This is a genomic window from Conexibacter woesei Iso977N (assembly GCF_000424625.1).
In the GTDB taxonomy this organism is placed as follows: Bacteria; Actinomycetota; Thermoleophilia; order Solirubrobacterales; family Solirubrobacteraceae; genus Baekduia; species Baekduia woesei_A.
The window spans coordinates 776,638-792,924 of record NZ_AUKG01000002.1; the positions used below are offsets into that span (position 1 = coordinate 776,638).

A 16,287-nucleotide genomic window follows, 5' to 3' on the forward strand; every position below is an offset into this window, starting at 1 on the left:
ATTGACTCGCGAGTCAACGAAGCGTCACGCGCCGCCGCGTGGTCGCCCGCGCGGCGCCGTCGCGGGCGGTCAGGGCGACTGTCGCCGCGACGCGGTGCCCGCCGGCCAGCGCCCTGCGGCCGGCGCGGGTGAGCGTCAAGCTGATGGTCTTGGTCCCGGCGGTCCGGAAGCGCGCCGTGGCGCGGGCGAGCGTCCGCCCACCGCGCTGGATCGTGACCGTGACCGTCCCCGCGCCGGAGGAGCGCAGCGTCAGGCGGTGGTGAGCCAGGGCGGTGAGCCGGAGAGTGGGGGCGACGGCCCGCGGCGCGCGGGTGGACGACGTCTGGCCGCTGACCGGCGGCGCCGGGGCGGGCGGGAGGACCGCGAGGAGCGTGGTCGGCGGGGGCGCCGCAGTCGCCGCGGGCTCGGTGGTGGTGGGAGGGACGTCCGTCGTCGGCGGCACGTCGGTGGTCGGCGGGACCTCGGTGGTGGGCGGCACGCTGGTGGTCGGCGGCACGCTCGTGGTCGGCGGATCCGGCGGCGGCTCGATCGTCAACGCCACCATCTTGGTCCCCGCCGCGCCGTCGCCGTCCAGCGCGAGCGTCGCGGTCGACGCGGTGCCGGACCTCGCGGTGACGTCGACCGAGCAGGACTGGCCGGCCAGCAGGACGACCTGGGAGCAGCCGTCGCGGGTGAGCGCGAAGGCGCTCCTGCCCGTGCCCGTCAGCCGTGCCGCGCCGACCGACAGCGGCGCGCTGCCGGTGCTCGTCAGCGTCGTCGTGTGCGACGCGCCGGCGCCCTCGAACGACACCGCGCTCGCGTCGAGCGACGCGGCCGTCGTCCAGCCGATCGTGCGGTCGACGAACGCCCGCTCGCCCGCGATCTCGCTGAAGACGCCGGGGTAGCCGGACGACGCGCAGCCGGTGATGTAGCTGACGCTGCCCGCCTCGACCGGATGCCCCGCGGCATCGGCGACGACCAGCGGCCCGCCGCTGTCGTTCTGGCAGAACGAGTGGTCCACGTTCCCGGCGCAGAGGTTCACCGGCGCGCTGAACGACCCGTAGGCCCTCGCGCACGTGGCGTCGTCGAGGATCGGGAGCGTCGCCTCCTGGAGGTCGACCGGGAAGCTCGACGCGGGCGGCGTCGCGTTCGAGTCGCTCCTGGCCGTCGTGCCCCAGCCGGCGACCTGCCCGGTGCGCCCGCCGGCCCACAGCCCGCCCAGCGCCGGCGAGGCGACCGCCAGCACCGGCCGCGCCTGGGGCGCGGCCAGCTTGACCAAGGTGTTGTCGTTGACGAACGTCGACCAGCTGAAGTCCGGGTTGCGGTCGATCTCGGTCACGGCGACGCGCGTGCCGCTGCCGTCCAGCCGGTGGCTGCCGACGACGACCTTCAGGTCACCGGGCGTGACGCCCGGCACGCAGTGCTCGGCGGTCAGGACCCACTGCGGCGCGATCAGCGCGCCGCCGCAGACCTGCTGCTTGCGGTCCGGCGCGTCCTCGCCCGCGATGCGAGTGTCCTCGATCGCCACGACCCACGGCCAGCTGCCGTCGGCCGCGGTCCTGCCGCCGGCGACGCGCGGCTGCGCGCCTGCCGCGCCCGCCGCCCCGGGCAGGGCGAGAGCGATCAGCGCAAGCGCCGCACCGATGAAGGAAGTCGCGCGACGCACGCGCGCCGGACTGTGGCGGCTCATGCCCGCCGCGTCAACTCATCGAAGGGTCAGGGAACCGGTCCTGCCGCTGCCCGCTCCGGCGACCTTGACCTCGATCACCGTCGCGGCCCTGACGTGCCTCCCGTGCGCCAACGCGGCGCGACCGGCGGCGGTCAGCTTCAAGGTGATGGTCTTGCTGCCCTTGTTGGTGAACTTGACGGTGGCGGTGGCGAGCGTCTGCCTGACCGTCCTCCTGCCGTGCCGGACCTCGCGCGTGAACGTCAGCCTGACCGTGCCCGCGCTCGTGGCGGTGACCTTCACGCGGTGCCCGGAGAGCGCGTCGAGCCTGACCTTCGGGAGGGCCGCGACGGGCCTCCTCGGGCTCGGTTGCTGCTGTGGCGTCTCGGTCGCGACGGTCGGCGTTGTCGCCGGGATGGTCGGCGCCGCCGGCTGCGGCGGCACGATGCTCAGCGGCACCGACGTGCCCCCCGGCGCATGGTCGTCGGAGAACACCAGGGACGCGGGCCCGGCGCTGGGCCCGGTGGTCTGCACGTCGATCGAGCACGACTGCCCCTGCGTCAGCACGACGTTGGTGCAGGTCGTGTTCGTCGTGACGTAGACCCTCCCGCCCTCCGGCCCGACGCTGCCCACCCCGGCGCCGGAGACCGACAGCGGCGCGGTCCCGGTGCTCGTCAGCGTCACCGTCCTCGGCGCGTCGGCCGGGCCGCTGAGCGTCAGCGACGGCACGTTCGTCGTCGCGCTCTCGGTCCAGCCGATCGTCGCGTCGATGAAGTCCCGCATGCCCGCGATCTCCCCATAGACGCCCGGGACTCCCGGCCACGCGCAGCCGCCGCCGAAGCTCGTGTCGCCCGCCAGGACCTGGTGGCCCTGGCCGTCGATCACGGTCAGCGGCCCGCCGCTGTCGCCCTGGCACGTGTCGACGCCGCCCGTGTCCAGCTTGCCCGCGCACAGCATCGCCTGTGCGTTGAACGGGTCGTAGACGTCGGCGCAGTCGGTGTCGGAGACCAGCGGGACCGTCGTCTCCTGCAGGTCGTACGGGTAGTTCGGCGACGGGTCGTCGTGGTCGGGGTCGACCTGGTGGGTGTTGCCCCAGCCCGCGATCTGCGCGGTCGCGCCGGCCATGTTCCACAGGCTTTGGGCCTCATGGCCCGCGACCGGCAGGACGGTGGCGTTCGGGACCGGCGTCGCCAGCTTCAGCAGTGCGACGTCGAAGTACTTCGTGTTCGAGTTGTAGAACGGCTCGCGATCGATCTCGGTCACGTCGACCCGCGTGCCACCGGACTGCAGCGACTGCGTCCCGTACAGGACCGCGTAGTTCGCGGCCGGCTCCTTCGCGCCGGTGCTCTCGTCGGTGATGCAGTGCGCGGCGGTGAGCACCCACTGCGGCGTGACCAGCGTGCCACCGCAGATCTGCTGGTCCCAGTTGGGGTAGTCCGGCGGCGTGCCCGGATACGTCGGTCGCGTCTTGTCCTCGAGCGCGACCAGCGCCGGCCAGGATGCAGGCGCGGCGGTGTGGCCCCCGACGATCCGCGGCTGCGGCGTTCCGGAGGCGAGGGCGGACGCGGGCGCGAGCAGCGCGCAGGCGGCCAGGACGGCGGGCAGGAGACGGCGCATGGACCACCGCGAGTCTGCCGTTCGTTGACTCGTGAGTCAACGAACGTTCGTCCCTGCCATCCTTCCCGGTCCTGACGTCGTACCTGAACCCTCTCGAGGAGACATCTAATGGCAGCTGAGACCAGCGAGTTCACCACCGATCAGCGCGAGCGCGAGTCCACGGGCGGTCACCCGTACGGCCGCTACCTCGAGGAGTTCGAGGTCGGCGACGTCTACAAGCACTGGCCCGCGAAGACGGTCACCGAGAGCGATGACCACCTCTTCTGCCTGATCACGATGAACCACCACCCGCTGCACCTCAACGACGTGTACGCCGCCGCGTCGCAGCAGGGCCGCAACGTCGTCGTCGGGCCGCTCGTCTACTCGCTGGCGCTCGGCATGAGCGTCTCCGACGTCTCCGGCAAGGCGATCGCCAACCTCGCCACCGAGGAGCTCTCGCACCCGGCGCCGGTCTTCCACGGCGACACGCTGTTCGTCGAGTCCGAGGTGCTGGAGAAGCGCGAGTCCAAGACCAAGCTGGACCGCGGCACGGTCAAGGTCCACACCCGCGTCTTCAACCAGGACGGCGTCCTCGTCGCCGAGTTCAAGCGCCTCGTGCTCGTCCCGCGCAAGACGCCGGGCGACGCCGCTTAGCGCACCGCTCGAGAGGTCAGCAGCCGGACCAGAAGGTCGGGGGGCTTCGAACCCCCCGGCCGTATGGGCCGCGCTACAGCCTCATCGAACGTTCAGCAAGCCCTGGAGTCTTCCGGTAGCCCGACCGGGTAGGTTTCACGAATGCGCACCGAGGTGGGCCGTCGTCCCCATTCCGCCCGCCTCCTTGAATTCGATACCGAGGAAGTGACGTGAGCATCACGGTTCCGACCAAGAACGCCAGGTTGACGGCGTGGGTGGAGGAGATCGCCGCCCTCACCCAGCCTGACGAGATCCACTGGTGTGACGGCTCGGCGGAGGAGTACGACAGCCTCTGCCAGCAGCTCGTCGACGCAGGGACGTTCAAGCGCCTGTCCGACGCCAAGCGCCCGAACTCCTATCTCGCGTGGTCCGACCCGAGCGACGTCGCTCGCGTCGAGGACCGCACGTTCATCTGCTCCGAGGAGCAGGAGGACGCCGGCCCGACCAACAACTGGCGTGCGCCGGACGAGATGCGCGGGACGATGAACGAGCTGTTCAACGGCTCGATGCGTGGTCGCACCATGTACGTCGTGCCGTTCTCGATGGGCCCGCTCGGCTCCGACAAGTCGCACGTCGGCGTGGAGATCACCGACTCGCCCTACGTCGTCGTCTCGATGCGGATCATGACCCGCATGGGCACCGGCGCCCTCGACGTCCTCGGGGAGGACGGCGAGTTCGTCCCTTGCGTGCACTCGATCGGCGCGCCGCTGGCCGAGGGCCAGGAGGACGTGCCGTGGCCGACCAACGCCGAGGTCAAGTACATCGTCCACTACCCCGAGACCCGTGAGATCTGGTCCTACGGCTCGGGCTACGGCGGCAACGCGCTGCTCGGCAAGAAGTGCTTCGCGCTCCGGATCGCGTCGATCATGGCGCGCGACGAGGGCTGGATGGCCGAGCACATGCTCATCCTCAAGCTCACGTCGCCCGAGGGCGAGGTCAAGTTCGTCACCGGCGCGTTCCCGTCCGCCTGCGGCAAGACCAACCTCGCGCTGATGGTCCCGACCATCGAGGGCTGGAAGGTCGAGACGATCGGCGACGACATCGCCTGGATGAGGTACGACTCCGAGGGCCGCCTGCGCGCGATCAACCCGGAGAACGGCTTCTTCGGCGTGGCGCCCGGCACCGGCTACGCCAACACGCCCAACGCGATGGCCGCGCTCGAGAAGGGCGCGATCTACACCAACACGGCGCTGACCGACGACGGCGACACGTGGTGGGAGGGGATGACCAAGGACGTCCCCGAGCACCTGATCGACTGGCACGGCAACGACTGGACGCCCGAGGCCGATCACCCGGCCGCGCACCCGAACTCGCGCTTCACGGTCCCGGCGGAGCAGGTCCCGTCGATGGCTAGCGAGTGGGAGGACCCGGCGGGCGTGCCGATCGACGCGTTCCTGTTCGGCGGCCGCCGCGCGTCGGTGGTCCCGCTCGTGCGCGAGGCGTTCGACTGGGAGCACGGCGTGTTCCTCGGCGCGACGATGAGCTCCGAGATGACCGCCGCCGCGTTCGGCACGGTCGGCCAGCTGCGCTTCGACCCGTTCGCGATGCTGCCATTCTGTGGCTACAACATGGCGTCCTACTTCGAGCACTGGCTCGCGATGGGGCAGAAGGCCGGGGCGCAGCCGCCGCGGATCTTCTACGTCAACTGGTTCCGCAAGGGCGAGGACGGCAAGTTCCTCTGGCCCGGCTTCGGCGACAACTCGCGCGTGCTGGAGTGGGTCTTCCGCCGCATCGAGGGCAAGGTCGACGCCGACGAGACCGCGGTCGGCCTGGTGCCGAAGGCGGGCGACATCGACGTCGAGGGCCTGGACATCAGCGACGCCGCGCTGGCCGAGGTGCTCTCGGTCGACGAGGACGCACTGCGCGACGAGCTGCCCCAGGTCAAGGAGCACCTGGCGAAGTTCGGCGACGACCTCCCGCAGGCGATCCGCTCGCAGTTCCAGGCGCTGGAGCAGCGGCTCGGCGCGTAGAGCCGGGACGGGCTCGCCCCGTCTTGTAGGAGTTGGACCGAAGGGCGCCCGTGCAGGGCGCCCTTCGGACTTTTTGGGGCCGGTCGGCCGGGTAGGTTCTGCCTGTGTCCATCCAAGAGGAGTCGTCGGCGGGGGTCGCCGACGCTGTGGTCGCGCTCGCCAAGGAGCACGACGGGGAGACGCTCGCGCGGTTCGCCGCCGCCTACCTGCGCCGCGCGCCGGGCTCGGCGTCGCCGCTGGACGACCCGGGCGAGGACGCCGGCGCGCTGCTGGCCGAGGTCCGGGGCGCGTTCGCGCTGGCCGACCGCCGCGACGGCGCGGTCGCGGGCGTCCGGGCGTTCACGCCGGTGGCCGAGGAGCACGGCTACGACGCGCTCGGCAGCGTCCTGGAGACCAACACCGACGACCTGCCGTTCCTGGTGGACTCGATCACCGGCGAGCTGGTCGCGCGCGGGCTGCGGGTGGTCCGGGTCACGCACCCGATCGTCGGCGTGCGGCGGTCGCCCGACGACGGCCGGATCCTCTCGATCGAGCACCCGCGCGACGCGCCGCGCGAGTCGGTCATGCACTTCGAGCTCGACCGGCGCCTGACGCCGGAGGAGCTGGCCGACCTCGAGGATGCCGCGCGCCACGTGCTGGCGACGGTCCGGGCGGTCGTCGACGACTGGGAGCCGCTGCGCGGCAAGCTCGACCGGCTGGCGGACATCGTCGCGGCCGGCGCCGAGCGCGTGCGCGACGAGGAGGACGGCGAGCCCGAGGAGCTGCTCGCGTTCCTGCGCTGGACCGGCGACCACCACTTCGTCTTCCTCGGCTACCACGAGGACGCGGCGGACTCCGAGGGACGGCTGCGCGGCGTGGACGGCTCCGGCCTCGGCCTGCTGCGCGACTCGCGCGAGGCCGGCGAGCTGCGCGTCCCCGCCCACGACCCGCCGGTCGCGGGCGCCGAGGGCGCGACGGTGCTGGAGATCACCAAGACGCACACGCTGTCGCCCGTGCACCGGCGCGAGCCGATGAACGTGCTGATCGCGCGGCGCTTCGACGACGCCGGAGTTGTTGTAGAAGAAGCGCGGTTGCTCGGGCTGTTCACCACGCGTGCGTACGCGGAGCCCGCGTCGATCACGCCGCTGCTGCGCGACAAGCTGCGCCGGATCCTCGAGGCCGAGGACCTGATCGAGGGCTCGCACGACTCGAAGGCCGCGATCACGCTGTTCGACGGCTTCCCGAAGGGCGAGCTGTTCGGCGCGCCGACCGAGGACCTGCGGGCCCAGATCGCGGCGCTGCTGTCGCTGCGCGCCGACGAGGTCCGGCTGCTCGGGCGCCGGTCGCGCGACGGGCGCGGCGCCGCGCTGGTCGCCGCGCTGCCGCGCGAGCGCTACAGCGCGACGCTGCGCGAGCGGCTGCGCGGGATGGTCGCGTCGGCCTATGGGACCGACGTCGTCGAGCAACATGAGGTCTTCGGCGAGGACGATCGCGTCTACCTGCACCTGACCGTCCGCTCCGGCGGCGGCCTGCCCGAGGCCGACGTCTCCGAGTTGGAGCGCCGTCTGATCCTGGAGGCGCGCACGTGGCGCGACCGGGTCGGCGCCGCGCTGATCCACTCGCACGGGCCCGAGCGCGGGCGGATGCTCGCCGCGCGCTGGCTCAAGCGCCTGCCGGAGTCCTACCGCGCCGCGGTCGATCCGCTGATCGCCGCCCACGACGTCGAGCGCTTCGAGGCGCTGGCCACCGGCCGCGCCGACTTCCTGGTGGGGTTGCAGGACGAGCGCGGGCCGGACGGCCGGCGGCGCACGCGCGTCGCGTTCTACCGGCGCGGGCCGAAGATCGAGCTGTCGCAGGCCACGCCCATGTTGGAGCACTTGGGCCTGCGTGTGATCGAGGAGGTCCCGGCGCGCCTGACCGGCGACGACGAGCTGTGGCTGCAGGCCTTCGGCGTCCTCGGCGGCGACGACGAGCCGCTGTCGCTGCGCGCGCTCGGCGACCGCGTCGCCGAGTCGCTGGAGGCCGTCTGGCGTGGCGAGACCGAGACCGACTCGCTCAACCGCCTGATCGTCGGCGCCGGGCTGCGGTGGCCGCAGGTCCAGGTCCTGCGCGCCTACCGCCGCTACCGCCAGCGGATCGGCTCGCGCTACACCGAGGGTTTCCAGAACGACGTGATCGCCGCCAACCCGGAGATCACGGCCAAGCTGATCCGGCTCTTCGAGCTGCGCTTCTCCACCGGCGACGGTGGCGGTGACGACGCCGCGCAGGAGGCCCTGCGCGAGGAGATCAGGGGCGACCTCGACGGCGTCGAGCTGCTCGACCACGACCGGATCCTTCGCAACCAACTTGGGTTGATCGACGCGACGGTCCGGACCAACGTGTACAAGAACGGCCGCGACGCGATGGCCTTCAAGCTGCGCTCCGCCGAGGTCCCGGCGATCCCGCAGCCCGCGCCGCTGTTCGAGATCTACGTCTACGCGCCCGACATGGAGGGCATCCACCTGCGCGGCGGGCGGATCGCGCGCGGCGGCATCCGCTGGAGCGACCGCATGGACTACCGGACCGAGGTGTTCGGGTTGATGCGAGCGCAGATGACCAAGAACGCGGTCATCGTGCCGGCGGGCGCCAAGGGCGGGTTCTTCCTGAAGGCGCGGCCCGACGATCCGGCGTTGTTGCGCGACGAGGTCAAGCGCCAGTACGTGCGCTACATCGAGGCGATGCTCGACGTCACCGACAACCTCGCCGACGACGGCTCGACGGTGGCGCCCGAAGGCGTCCGGGTCCACGACGAGAACGACTCGTACTTCGTCGTCGCCGCCGACAAGGGCACCGCGACGTTCAGCGACACCGCCAACGCGGTCGCGGTCCGGCGCGGGTTCTGGCTCGGCGACGCGTTCGCGTCGGGCGGCAGTGCGGGCTACGACCACAAGGGCCTGGGCATCACCGCCAAGGGCGCGTGGGAGTCGGTCAAGCGCCACTTCCGCGAAGTCGGTGTGGATCCCGAGCGCGACGAGATCCGGGTCGTCGGCATCGGCGACATGAGCGGCGACGTGTTCGGCAACGGCATGTTGTTGTCCAGGTCGCTGAAGCTGATCGCCGCCTACGACCACCGCCACATCTTCCTGGACCCCGACCCGCAGGATCCTGAGGCGTCGTTCGCCGAGCGCGAGCGGCTGTTCGCGATGAGCGGCTCGTCGTGGGATGACTACGCGCGCGAGCTGATCTCCGAGGGCGGCGGCGTGTTCTCGCGCAACGCCAAGCGGATCGCGCTGACGCCGGAGATCCAGCGGGCGCTGGGCGTGGAGGCGAGCGAGCTGGCGCCGACCGACGTGATCCGGGCGATCCTGCGCGCGCCGGTCGACCTGCTGTGGAACGGCGGGATCGGGACGGTCGTCAAGGCGTCGGACGAGTCCGACGCCGACGCGCGCGATCGGTCGAGCGACGCGATCCGCGTCGATGGACACGAGGTCCGGGCGCGCGTGGTGGGGGAGGGCGGCAACCTCGGCTTCACCCAGCGCGCGCGGATCGAGTACGCGTCGGTCGGCGGGCACGAGGGCGGCGGCGGGTTGATCAACGCCGACTTCATCGACAACTCGGCGGGCGTCGACTGCTCCGACCACGAGGTCAACCTGAAGATCCTGCTCGACCTCGCCGTGCGCAAGGGCGAGCTGGGCCACGAGGATCGCGACGACCTGCTCGCCGAGGTCACCGAGGATGTCGTACAACACGTGTTGTACGACTCGTTCCTGCAGGCGCAGATCCTGTCGCAGGAGGTACGGTCCAGCGCGGCGCGCGTGTTCGCCTACGAGGACCTGATGGGCGCGCTGGAGGGCGCGAGGATCCTGCGCCGCCGCGACGAGGCGCTACCGACGTCCGACGACATGAACGAGCGCCGGCGCGCGGGGCGCGGGCTGGTCCGGCCGGAGCTGTCGGTGCTCGTCGCCTACGCGAAGCGGCTGCTGACCGACGCGCTGCTGGACTCCGACCTGCCGGACGAGAGCGCCTTCGACCACGACGTGCGCACGTACTTCCCGCAGCCGGTCGTCGCGCGCTTCGGGCACCTGATCGCCGACCACCCGCTGCGGCGCGAGCTGATCGCGACGCTGGCGGCCAACGACGTCGTCGACGCCCTCGGCCCGACGTTCGTGAGCGGCATGAGCGACGAGCTGGGCGCCGAGCCGGCGGAGGTGGTCCGGGCGTTCCGGATCGCGCGCGAGGTGACCGGCGCGACGCAGCGCTGGCTGGAGATCGAGGGCGTCGTGCAGACGCTCGACGCGGACACGGCGTGGACGCTTCTTGATGGTGTCGACGACCTTGTTGCAGGGGTTGCCCGCTGGTACCTGCTGCACGCGCCGGGCGCCGACGTCGAGGCGGCGGTCGCGGAGGCCGGCGACGCGTTCGTGACGCTCGCCGAGGTGATGCCGCGGCTGCGGTCCGATTCGTGGAGGGAGGAGCACGAGACGGTCGCGGTGCAGCTGATCGACGCGGGCGTTCCCGATGCGGTCGCCCGCCGTCACGCGTTCCAGCGCGCGCTGCGCCACGGGCCGGACATCGTGGCGGTCGCCGCGGCGACGGGCCGCGACGTGGTGGAGGTCGCCGCGACGTTCTACGACCTCGGCGAGATCCTCGGGCTGGAGTGGCTGGAGCAGGAGGTCCTGAACCTCCCTGCCGGGACGCGCGTGCGCCGCTGGGCACAGAACGCGCTGCTCGATGACGTGCTCGACGCGCGGCGGGTGCTGGCCGAGAAGGCGCTGGAGGAGTCGCCGGGCGCCGATCCGGCCGCGGCGGTCGAGGCGTTCCTGGCCGCGCGCGAGGCGCCGCGGCGGCGGCTGACCTCGGTTGCCAGGGCGCTGCGCTCCGACGGCGACGGCGACCTTGCCGGCCTGACGCTCGCGATCCGCCACCTGCGAGGCTTGGCGGGGTGAGCGAGGGAGGGCGGGATCCGGGTCGGTTGCGCGTGACCTCGTCCCGGACGGTCTACGAGAACCACTGGATGCGCGTCCGCGAGGACGAGACGCTCCTGCCCGACGGCAGGCCCGGGCTCTACGCGGTGATCGAGAAGCCGCCGGGCGCGGCGATCGTGCCGATCGACGGCGACCACGTGTGGATGGTCCAGCAGTGGCGCCACACCGTCGAACGCCGCTTCTGGGAGATCCCGCAGGGCGCCTGGCACGACGGCCAGGACGCGACGCCCGAGGACGTGGCGCGCGGCGAGCTGGCCGAGGAGACCGGCCTCCGCGCCGGGTCGATGGAACGCATCGCCGAGCTGTACTTCGCCTACGGGATGTCCAACCAGCCCTGCACCGTCTGGGTGGCGAGCGACTTCACGCAAGGCGAGCAGGCACTGGAGGAGACCGAGCAGGGTCTCATCGTCGGCCGCCAACTCATCGGCTCGCTACGAGCGATGATCGCCTCCGGCGAGATCGCGGACTCGACGACAGTCGCGGCACTCGGCCTCGCCAGGTTGTTGTAGGCCTCGCATCACGCGTCCCCCGCCCCGCGGCACCGCAGCCGCTCGCTCCGCGGCATCACTCCGCGGCACCGCGACCGTCCGGATGAAGGCGCTTCGCTTGATCGTCGTCGCCGGCTGCCACGCGACCGATCGCGGTCTTCGCCGCCGTCCGTCCGGCATGCGGGCCGCCGCCGCTCGGCGACATGCCGCCCTTGCGCCTCGGTCCATGGCACTGCTCCAGCGCGGGTGTCGTCACGGCGGGGGTAGGTGCTTCGTCTTCTGCTCGGCGCGTTGGGGGTGCTGCGGCGCGGCGGTGGGGTGGTGTTCAGCGCGGCCGTGTTGCTGGCGGCTTGGAGCGTTGGTTGGGAGGGCATCGATGGCGAGCTGCGCTGGAGGCGGCGCCAGCGTTGGTGGTGTGGCTGGGCTGCTCGCCGGGACGGGGGGCGGGGTTCGGGGCCGAACGGGTTGGTCGGCGGCAGTTTGGTGTTCGTATGGGACGCCGGACTGCCGTTGAGGGGGTCAACGGTGCATTTGGGCTCTATGCGAACCACTATGCACCGTTGACGCTTGGGTTCGGGCCCGAACGGCGCCCGGAGCCCTACGCGAGGCCCAAGGAGACCCGCCCGCACCGCCACCACGCCGAGCCACACCGCCAGCGGCGGCGCGACCGCCAACGCCTTCTCTCGTCGATGCCCTCCAAGCTACGCCCCGCATTCCCACCGACACGGCCGCGCTGAACGCCACCACCGTCGCGTCGCAGCGCCGCTCACGCCGGAGTCGGCCCTCGGCCGCGTCGCAGCACCGCCACCGCCGAGGCGTGTCCGCAGCCGTCCGGGGCGCCGAGATCGTCGCCGGCAACGCCCCAGCGCGGAGCCGTCTCGGTCGCTAGGCGCGGCGCGGGCCGCTGCGCTACGCCGCCTGCGGGTGACGGCTGCGAGCTGCCGCGACGAGGTAGAGCACCGCGCCGACCGCCATGTAGCCGCCGAGCATCGCGAGGTGGGCGTCGTCCATGCCTGCGGCTGAGAGGAAGCTGATGCCGGCCAGCGTCGACAGGCCGCCGCTGGTCAGCATCGCGACCTGGCCGCCGCCGGTGGTGCGGCGGTGGTGGAGGGCGGTGGCGAACTGGATCGCGCCAGAGACGACGGCCCAGGCGCCGAAGGCGATGAGCGTCGCGCCCGCGTCGGCGCCGAAGCCCGTCACGGCGATCGCGATCGCTGCGGTGGCGCTGATCGCGGCGTTGACGCGGCGGCCGGAGAAGACGGAGGCGATGACGTCGATCAGGGGGTAGGTGGCGAGCAGCGCGGCGGCCGCGGCGGGCAGGTCGGCGTCGGTGGTCGGGACCTTGTGGCCGACGGCCAGGACGAGCGCCCCTGCCCAGACAAGGGCGAGGGCGGCGCGGGCGATGAGCAGCTTGGGCATGGCGGAGGGTCTTCCTTCTCGGAGGTGGGAAGAGAGAACGATCGCTCTCTCATGTGGTGCCGAGCAGGAAAGCACGTGTGCCACGCTGCTGTCAAGAGCGATCGTTCTCTCTACTAGACTGCGCACCATGCCTGCCGCCAAGCGATCCGAGGCGCGCGACCGGGTCCTCGCCGCCGCCTCCGAGCTCTTCTACGCCGAGGGGATCACGAGCGTCGGGATCGATCGCATCGTCAAGGCCGCGCCCGTCACGCTCGCAACGCTCTACCGCCACTTCCCGACCAAGCAGGACCTCGTGGTCGCCTACCTGCGGCGCGTCCACGACCTGATCGCCGAGCAGGCCGCGGCGACGACCGCGCGGGCGAGCGGGCGTGCGCTGGTCCGGGCGCTGGGCGACGACGTCACCGCCGAGATCGCGCGGCCGGGCTTCCGTGGCTGCGCGTTCATCAACGCCGCGTCGGAGGCCGAGGACGCCGGGAGCCCGGTGCGCCAGGTCGTCGCCGAGCACCGGCAGTGGTACTACGAGCTGGTCCGCAGGGCCTTCGACGACGCCGGCCACGCCCGCCCGGCGAGCGCCGCGCGCCACTTCGTGATGCTGCGCGACGGCGCGATGAGCGCCGCCTACCTCGACACGCCGACGGTCGCGACGCGCACGTTCCGGCGCGGCGTCGCCGGCCTGGTCGCGTCGATCGACCTGGAGCCGATCGTCGAGGACTAAGCCGCGCGCAGCGCGGAGGCCGTGGCGACGACCACGCGGTCGCGGCCGGCGGCCTTGGCCGCGTAGAGCGCGGCGTCGGCGCGGCCGATCAGCGCCTCGCCGGTCTCGTCGCCGGTCCACGGCGCCCAGCCGAACGACGCCGTCACCGGCAGCTCCAGCAGCCCGTGGACGTTCATCGGGCGCCCGGCGACGCCCGCGCGCAGGCGCTCGCAGACGACGCCAGCGTCGGGCGAGTCGGGCAACAGCAACAGGAACTCCTCGCCGCCCCAGCGCGCGGCGGTGTCCTCCTCGCGGAGCCCGGCCGTGAGGCGCACGGCGATCTCGCGCAGGACGGCGTCCCCGGCGGCGTGGCCGTGGAGGTCGTTGACCGACTTGAAGTTGTCGACGTCGATGAGCACCGCGCTCAGCGTCCGGCGGTGACGGCGGGCGGCGGCGATCGTCGCCCGCAGCACGTCGTCGGCGTGGCGGCGGTTGGCCAGCCCGGTGAGCGTGTCGGTCCGGGCGAGCTGCTCCAGCTCCGCGTTGCGCCTGGCCAGCTCGTCGTGCAGCGCGCGCAGGCGCAGCGCGGTCCCGATCCGGGCGACGAGCTCGACCGGGTCGACCGGCTTGCGCACGTAGTCGTGCGCGCCGCGCTGCAGCCCGAGCGCGAGGTCGGCCGCGTCGGTGTGGCCGGTCACGAAGACGACCGGCATGTCCTCGGTGTGCGGGTCGGAGCGCAGCGCGTCGAGGACCGCGAGGCCGTCGAGACCCTGCATCTCGCGCGCCATCAGCAGCACCGCCGGGTCCTCGGTCTGCGCCATGTGCAGCGCCGACGCGCCGTCGGTCGCCTCCAGCACGGTCCAGCCCTGCTCGCGCAGGACGTCGCCGATCACCCGCCGCAGGAGGGCGGAGTCCTCGGCCACCAGGATGCGGGCGGTCGGCTGCTCCATTCGCCCAACTTCTTCGGCACGAAAGGCCTGCATCTGGAGCTTTGCACTCCCCCGATCGAGGGAGGGTCCACTCCAGCCCCGCTCAGTGGCGGTCTTCGGCCGCCGCGGGCGGGCGCGACTCCTCGGCCAGCGAGGTGATCGTGAGGTGGCCGCGGGCCGCCTCTTCCAGCACCTCCGTCGCCTCCTCGATCGAGCGCGCGTACAGCTCGACGAGCAGGTGCACGACGATCCGGCCGCCCTCCTCGTGCTTGTGGAAGCGGACGTGGGTGAAGAACTCGCGCGTGCCGTGGTCGCCGAACGCGGCGTAGGAGAGCGCGTCGCCGGCCTCCGGGCCCGAGCACGTCTCGACGTCGTCGGCGTCGACGGTGACCGTGCACGACGCGACCCACGGGGTCCCGGCGATCATCCGCTCCCAGCGGTCCTCGACCGCCTCGACGCGCCCGTTGGCGAACGTCAGGTGCGGCTGGTCGTGCATGCACTCCAGGCACTGCACGACGGCCTCCTGCAACTCGTCGACCACCTCGGCGCGCTCGCCGGTCTGCGGGTCGATGCGGTGGATGCCCTCGTAGTGCACCTGCACCTCGAGGTCCTGCGACCAGCACCGGTAGCAGCGCAGCCAGGGGTGTGCGCCCATCAGGTCTCCCATGGGGTCTCAGGATACGAGGTAGTGTCGCGCGACCATGGGGGCTGAGGCGATCGGGGTGGTGCTCGCCGGCGGGCGGGGCAGGCGGATCGGCGGCGACAAGGCGATCGTCGAGCTGGAGGGGCGCGCGCTGATCCACTACGTCCTGGAGGCGCTGCACGAGGTCTGCGAGGACGTCGTCGTGACCGCCAAGCGCGGGACGATCCTGCCGTCGCTGGCCGGCGCGGCCGACCTCTGGATCGAGCCCGACGAGCCCCAGCACCCGCTGTGCGGGGTCGAGCACGCGCTGGGGCTGGCGGCCGGACGGCCGATCCTGGCGGTCGCCGTCGACCTGCCGCTGATCGACGCGGCGACGCTGGGCGCGATCGCTGGCGCGGATCCGGGCGGCGCCGCGGTGGTCGCGCCGTTGGTCCACGGGCGGCTGCAGGTGCTGTGCGCGCTGTGGCTGCCGCGCGCGCTCCCAGGGCTGCGCTCGGCGGTGACCGGCGGCGCGCGGGCGACCGCGGTGGCCGAGGAGCTCGGCGTCCGGGCGGTCGACGGGCTGGACCCGACGGCGTTCTACAACGTCAACGCGCCGGAGGACCTGCTCGGCGCGGCGGCGCTGCTCACTGGCGAGAGCCGGCGATGAGCTGGCGCTGGCGCTCGGCCACGTAGCGCGAGAGCTGGCGCTCGGCGCGGCCCTGGAGGTTGTCGAAGAGGATGCCGCGGGCGCCCTCGGAGGTGCCGCGGACGACCTTGCCGTCGCCGGAGATCGTGATCGCGCCGAGGTCGAGCGCGAAGCGCACGGTGTCGTCGAGCACGAGCGTGTCGGCGGGCGCGACGAGCATGCCGCCGACCGAGACGTCGAGCGTCCGGGTCGTCAGGCGCTTGTCCGGCGCGATCACCGCGGTCGACAGCTCGGCGGGGACGCGGACGAACCTGCGGCGCTGGACCTTCATCGGCTCGCCGACCGGGTGCATGCGCAGCTGGCCGGGCTCCGGGCCCTGGGTGAGGATGCCGTTGCGGTGGGCGGCGCCGATCCGGGTCTTCCAGGCGATCGTGGCACCGCACCAGCGCAGCTGGGCGGGGAGCGCGAGGGGCTCGCTGAGCGGGCCGAGGTCCACGTGGTCCGGGCCGACCGAGGTGACCTGCGCGGTCAGGTGCCAACCGCCATCGAGGGTGATGTCGATCGGGACGCGCGGTTCGAGCAGCAGCTCCACAACAGGGGCATCGACCGCGCGTGGGCGTTCTTGAGCGCCGGTGGTCC

Annotated in this window: 12 protein-coding genes; 6 read left to right on the plus strand and 6 right to left on the minus strand. The window is 72.5% G+C overall.

The window, feature by feature from the left end; translation table 11 throughout:
- Positions 1-13: 13 nt before the first annotated feature.
- Both H030_RS0116010 and H030_RS37270 read right to left on the minus strand, forming a co-directional pair.
- Positions 14-1,669: a serine protease gene (locus H030_RS0116010; protein WP_027006847.1), complete on the minus strand. Its 1,656-nt coding sequence runs from the start codon at positions 1,667-1,669 to the stop codon at positions 14-16.
- Positions 1,670-1,684: 15 nt separating this feature from the next.
- Positions 1,685-3,262 carry a trypsin-like serine protease gene (locus H030_RS37270; protein WP_051222875.1) on the minus strand — a complete coding sequence of 526 codons (1,578 nt, stop codon included), beginning with the start codon at positions 3,260-3,262 and terminating at the stop codon, positions 1,685-1,687.
- Positions 3,263-3,370: 108 nt separating this feature from the next.
- Between H030_RS37270 and H030_RS0116020 the strand changes: the two genes are divergently transcribed.
- From H030_RS0116020 to H030_RS0116035, 4 genes are all read left to right on the plus strand, one after another.
- A complete protein-coding gene (locus H030_RS0116020; protein WP_027006848.1) occupies positions 3,371-3,895 on the plus strand; it encodes a MaoC family dehydratase in 525 nt (174 codons plus the stop codon).
- 209 nt (positions 3,896-4,104) lie between these two features.
- Entirely contained in the window at positions 4,105-5,904 is a 1,800-nt protein-coding gene (locus H030_RS0116025; protein ID WP_027006849.1) for a phosphoenolpyruvate carboxykinase (GTP), read from the plus strand.
- 104 nt (positions 5,905-6,008) lie between these two features.
- A complete protein-coding gene (locus H030_RS32725; RefSeq protein WP_051222877.1) occupies positions 6,009-10,808 on the plus strand; it encodes an NAD-glutamate dehydrogenase in 4,800 nt (1,599 codons plus the stop codon).
- Complete coding sequence (locus H030_RS0116035) at positions 10,805-11,356, plus strand: NUDIX domain-containing protein (protein ID WP_196809150.1); 552 nt, start codon at positions 10,805-10,807, stop codon at positions 11,354-11,356. The genes H030_RS32725 and H030_RS0116035 overlap by 4 nt, the downstream gene beginning before the upstream one ends.
- 888 nt (positions 11,357-12,244) lie before the next feature.
- Here the strand turns inward: H030_RS0116035 and H030_RS0116040 are convergent.
- Positions 12,245-12,754: a DUF308 domain-containing protein gene (locus tag H030_RS0116040; protein WP_051222879.1), complete on the minus strand. Its 510-nt coding sequence runs from the start codon at positions 12,752-12,754 to the stop codon at positions 12,245-12,247.
- A 127-nt stretch (positions 12,755-12,881) separates the two neighbouring features.
- Here H030_RS0116040 and H030_RS0116045 point away from each other — a divergent pair, with 127 nt between their 5' ends.
- Positions 12,882-13,469 carry a TetR/AcrR family transcriptional regulator gene (locus H030_RS0116045; RefSeq protein ID WP_027006852.1) on the plus strand — a complete coding sequence of 196 codons (588 nt, stop codon included), beginning with the start codon at positions 12,882-12,884 and terminating at the stop codon, positions 13,467-13,469.
- Here the strand turns inward: H030_RS0116045 and H030_RS32730 are convergent.
- Together H030_RS32730 and H030_RS0116055 are read right to left on the minus strand one after the other, a co-directional pair.
- Positions 13,466-14,398 (minus strand): diguanylate cyclase, encoded by a 933-nt coding sequence (locus tag H030_RS32730; protein ID WP_051222881.1) that lies wholly within the window; start codon positions 14,396-14,398, stop codon positions 13,466-13,468. The genes H030_RS0116045 and H030_RS32730 overlap by 4 nt on opposite strands.
- Before the next feature lie 82 nt (positions 14,399-14,480).
- Complete coding sequence (locus H030_RS0116055) at positions 14,481-15,032, minus strand: hypothetical protein (RefSeq protein WP_231398454.1); 552 nt, start codon at positions 15,030-15,032, stop codon at positions 14,481-14,483.
- A gap of 46 nt (positions 15,033-15,078) precedes the next feature.
- On the opposite strand from H030_RS0116055, the gene mobA reads away from it, so the two are divergent.
- On the plus strand, positions 15,079-15,669 hold the full coding sequence (gene mobA / locus H030_RS0116060) for a molybdenum cofactor guanylyltransferase (protein ID WP_081690854.1): 591 nt from the start codon (positions 15,079-15,081) through the stop codon (positions 15,667-15,669).
- Here mobA and H030_RS0116065 read toward each other — a convergent pair.
- Positions 15,647-16,240 (minus strand): PilZ domain-containing protein, encoded by a 594-nt coding sequence (locus tag H030_RS0116065; RefSeq protein ID WP_027006855.1) that lies wholly within the window; start codon positions 16,238-16,240, stop codon positions 15,647-15,649. The two genes, mobA and H030_RS0116065, sit on opposite strands and share 23 nt — an antisense overlap.
- Positions 16,241-16,287 lie beyond the last annotated feature (47 nt).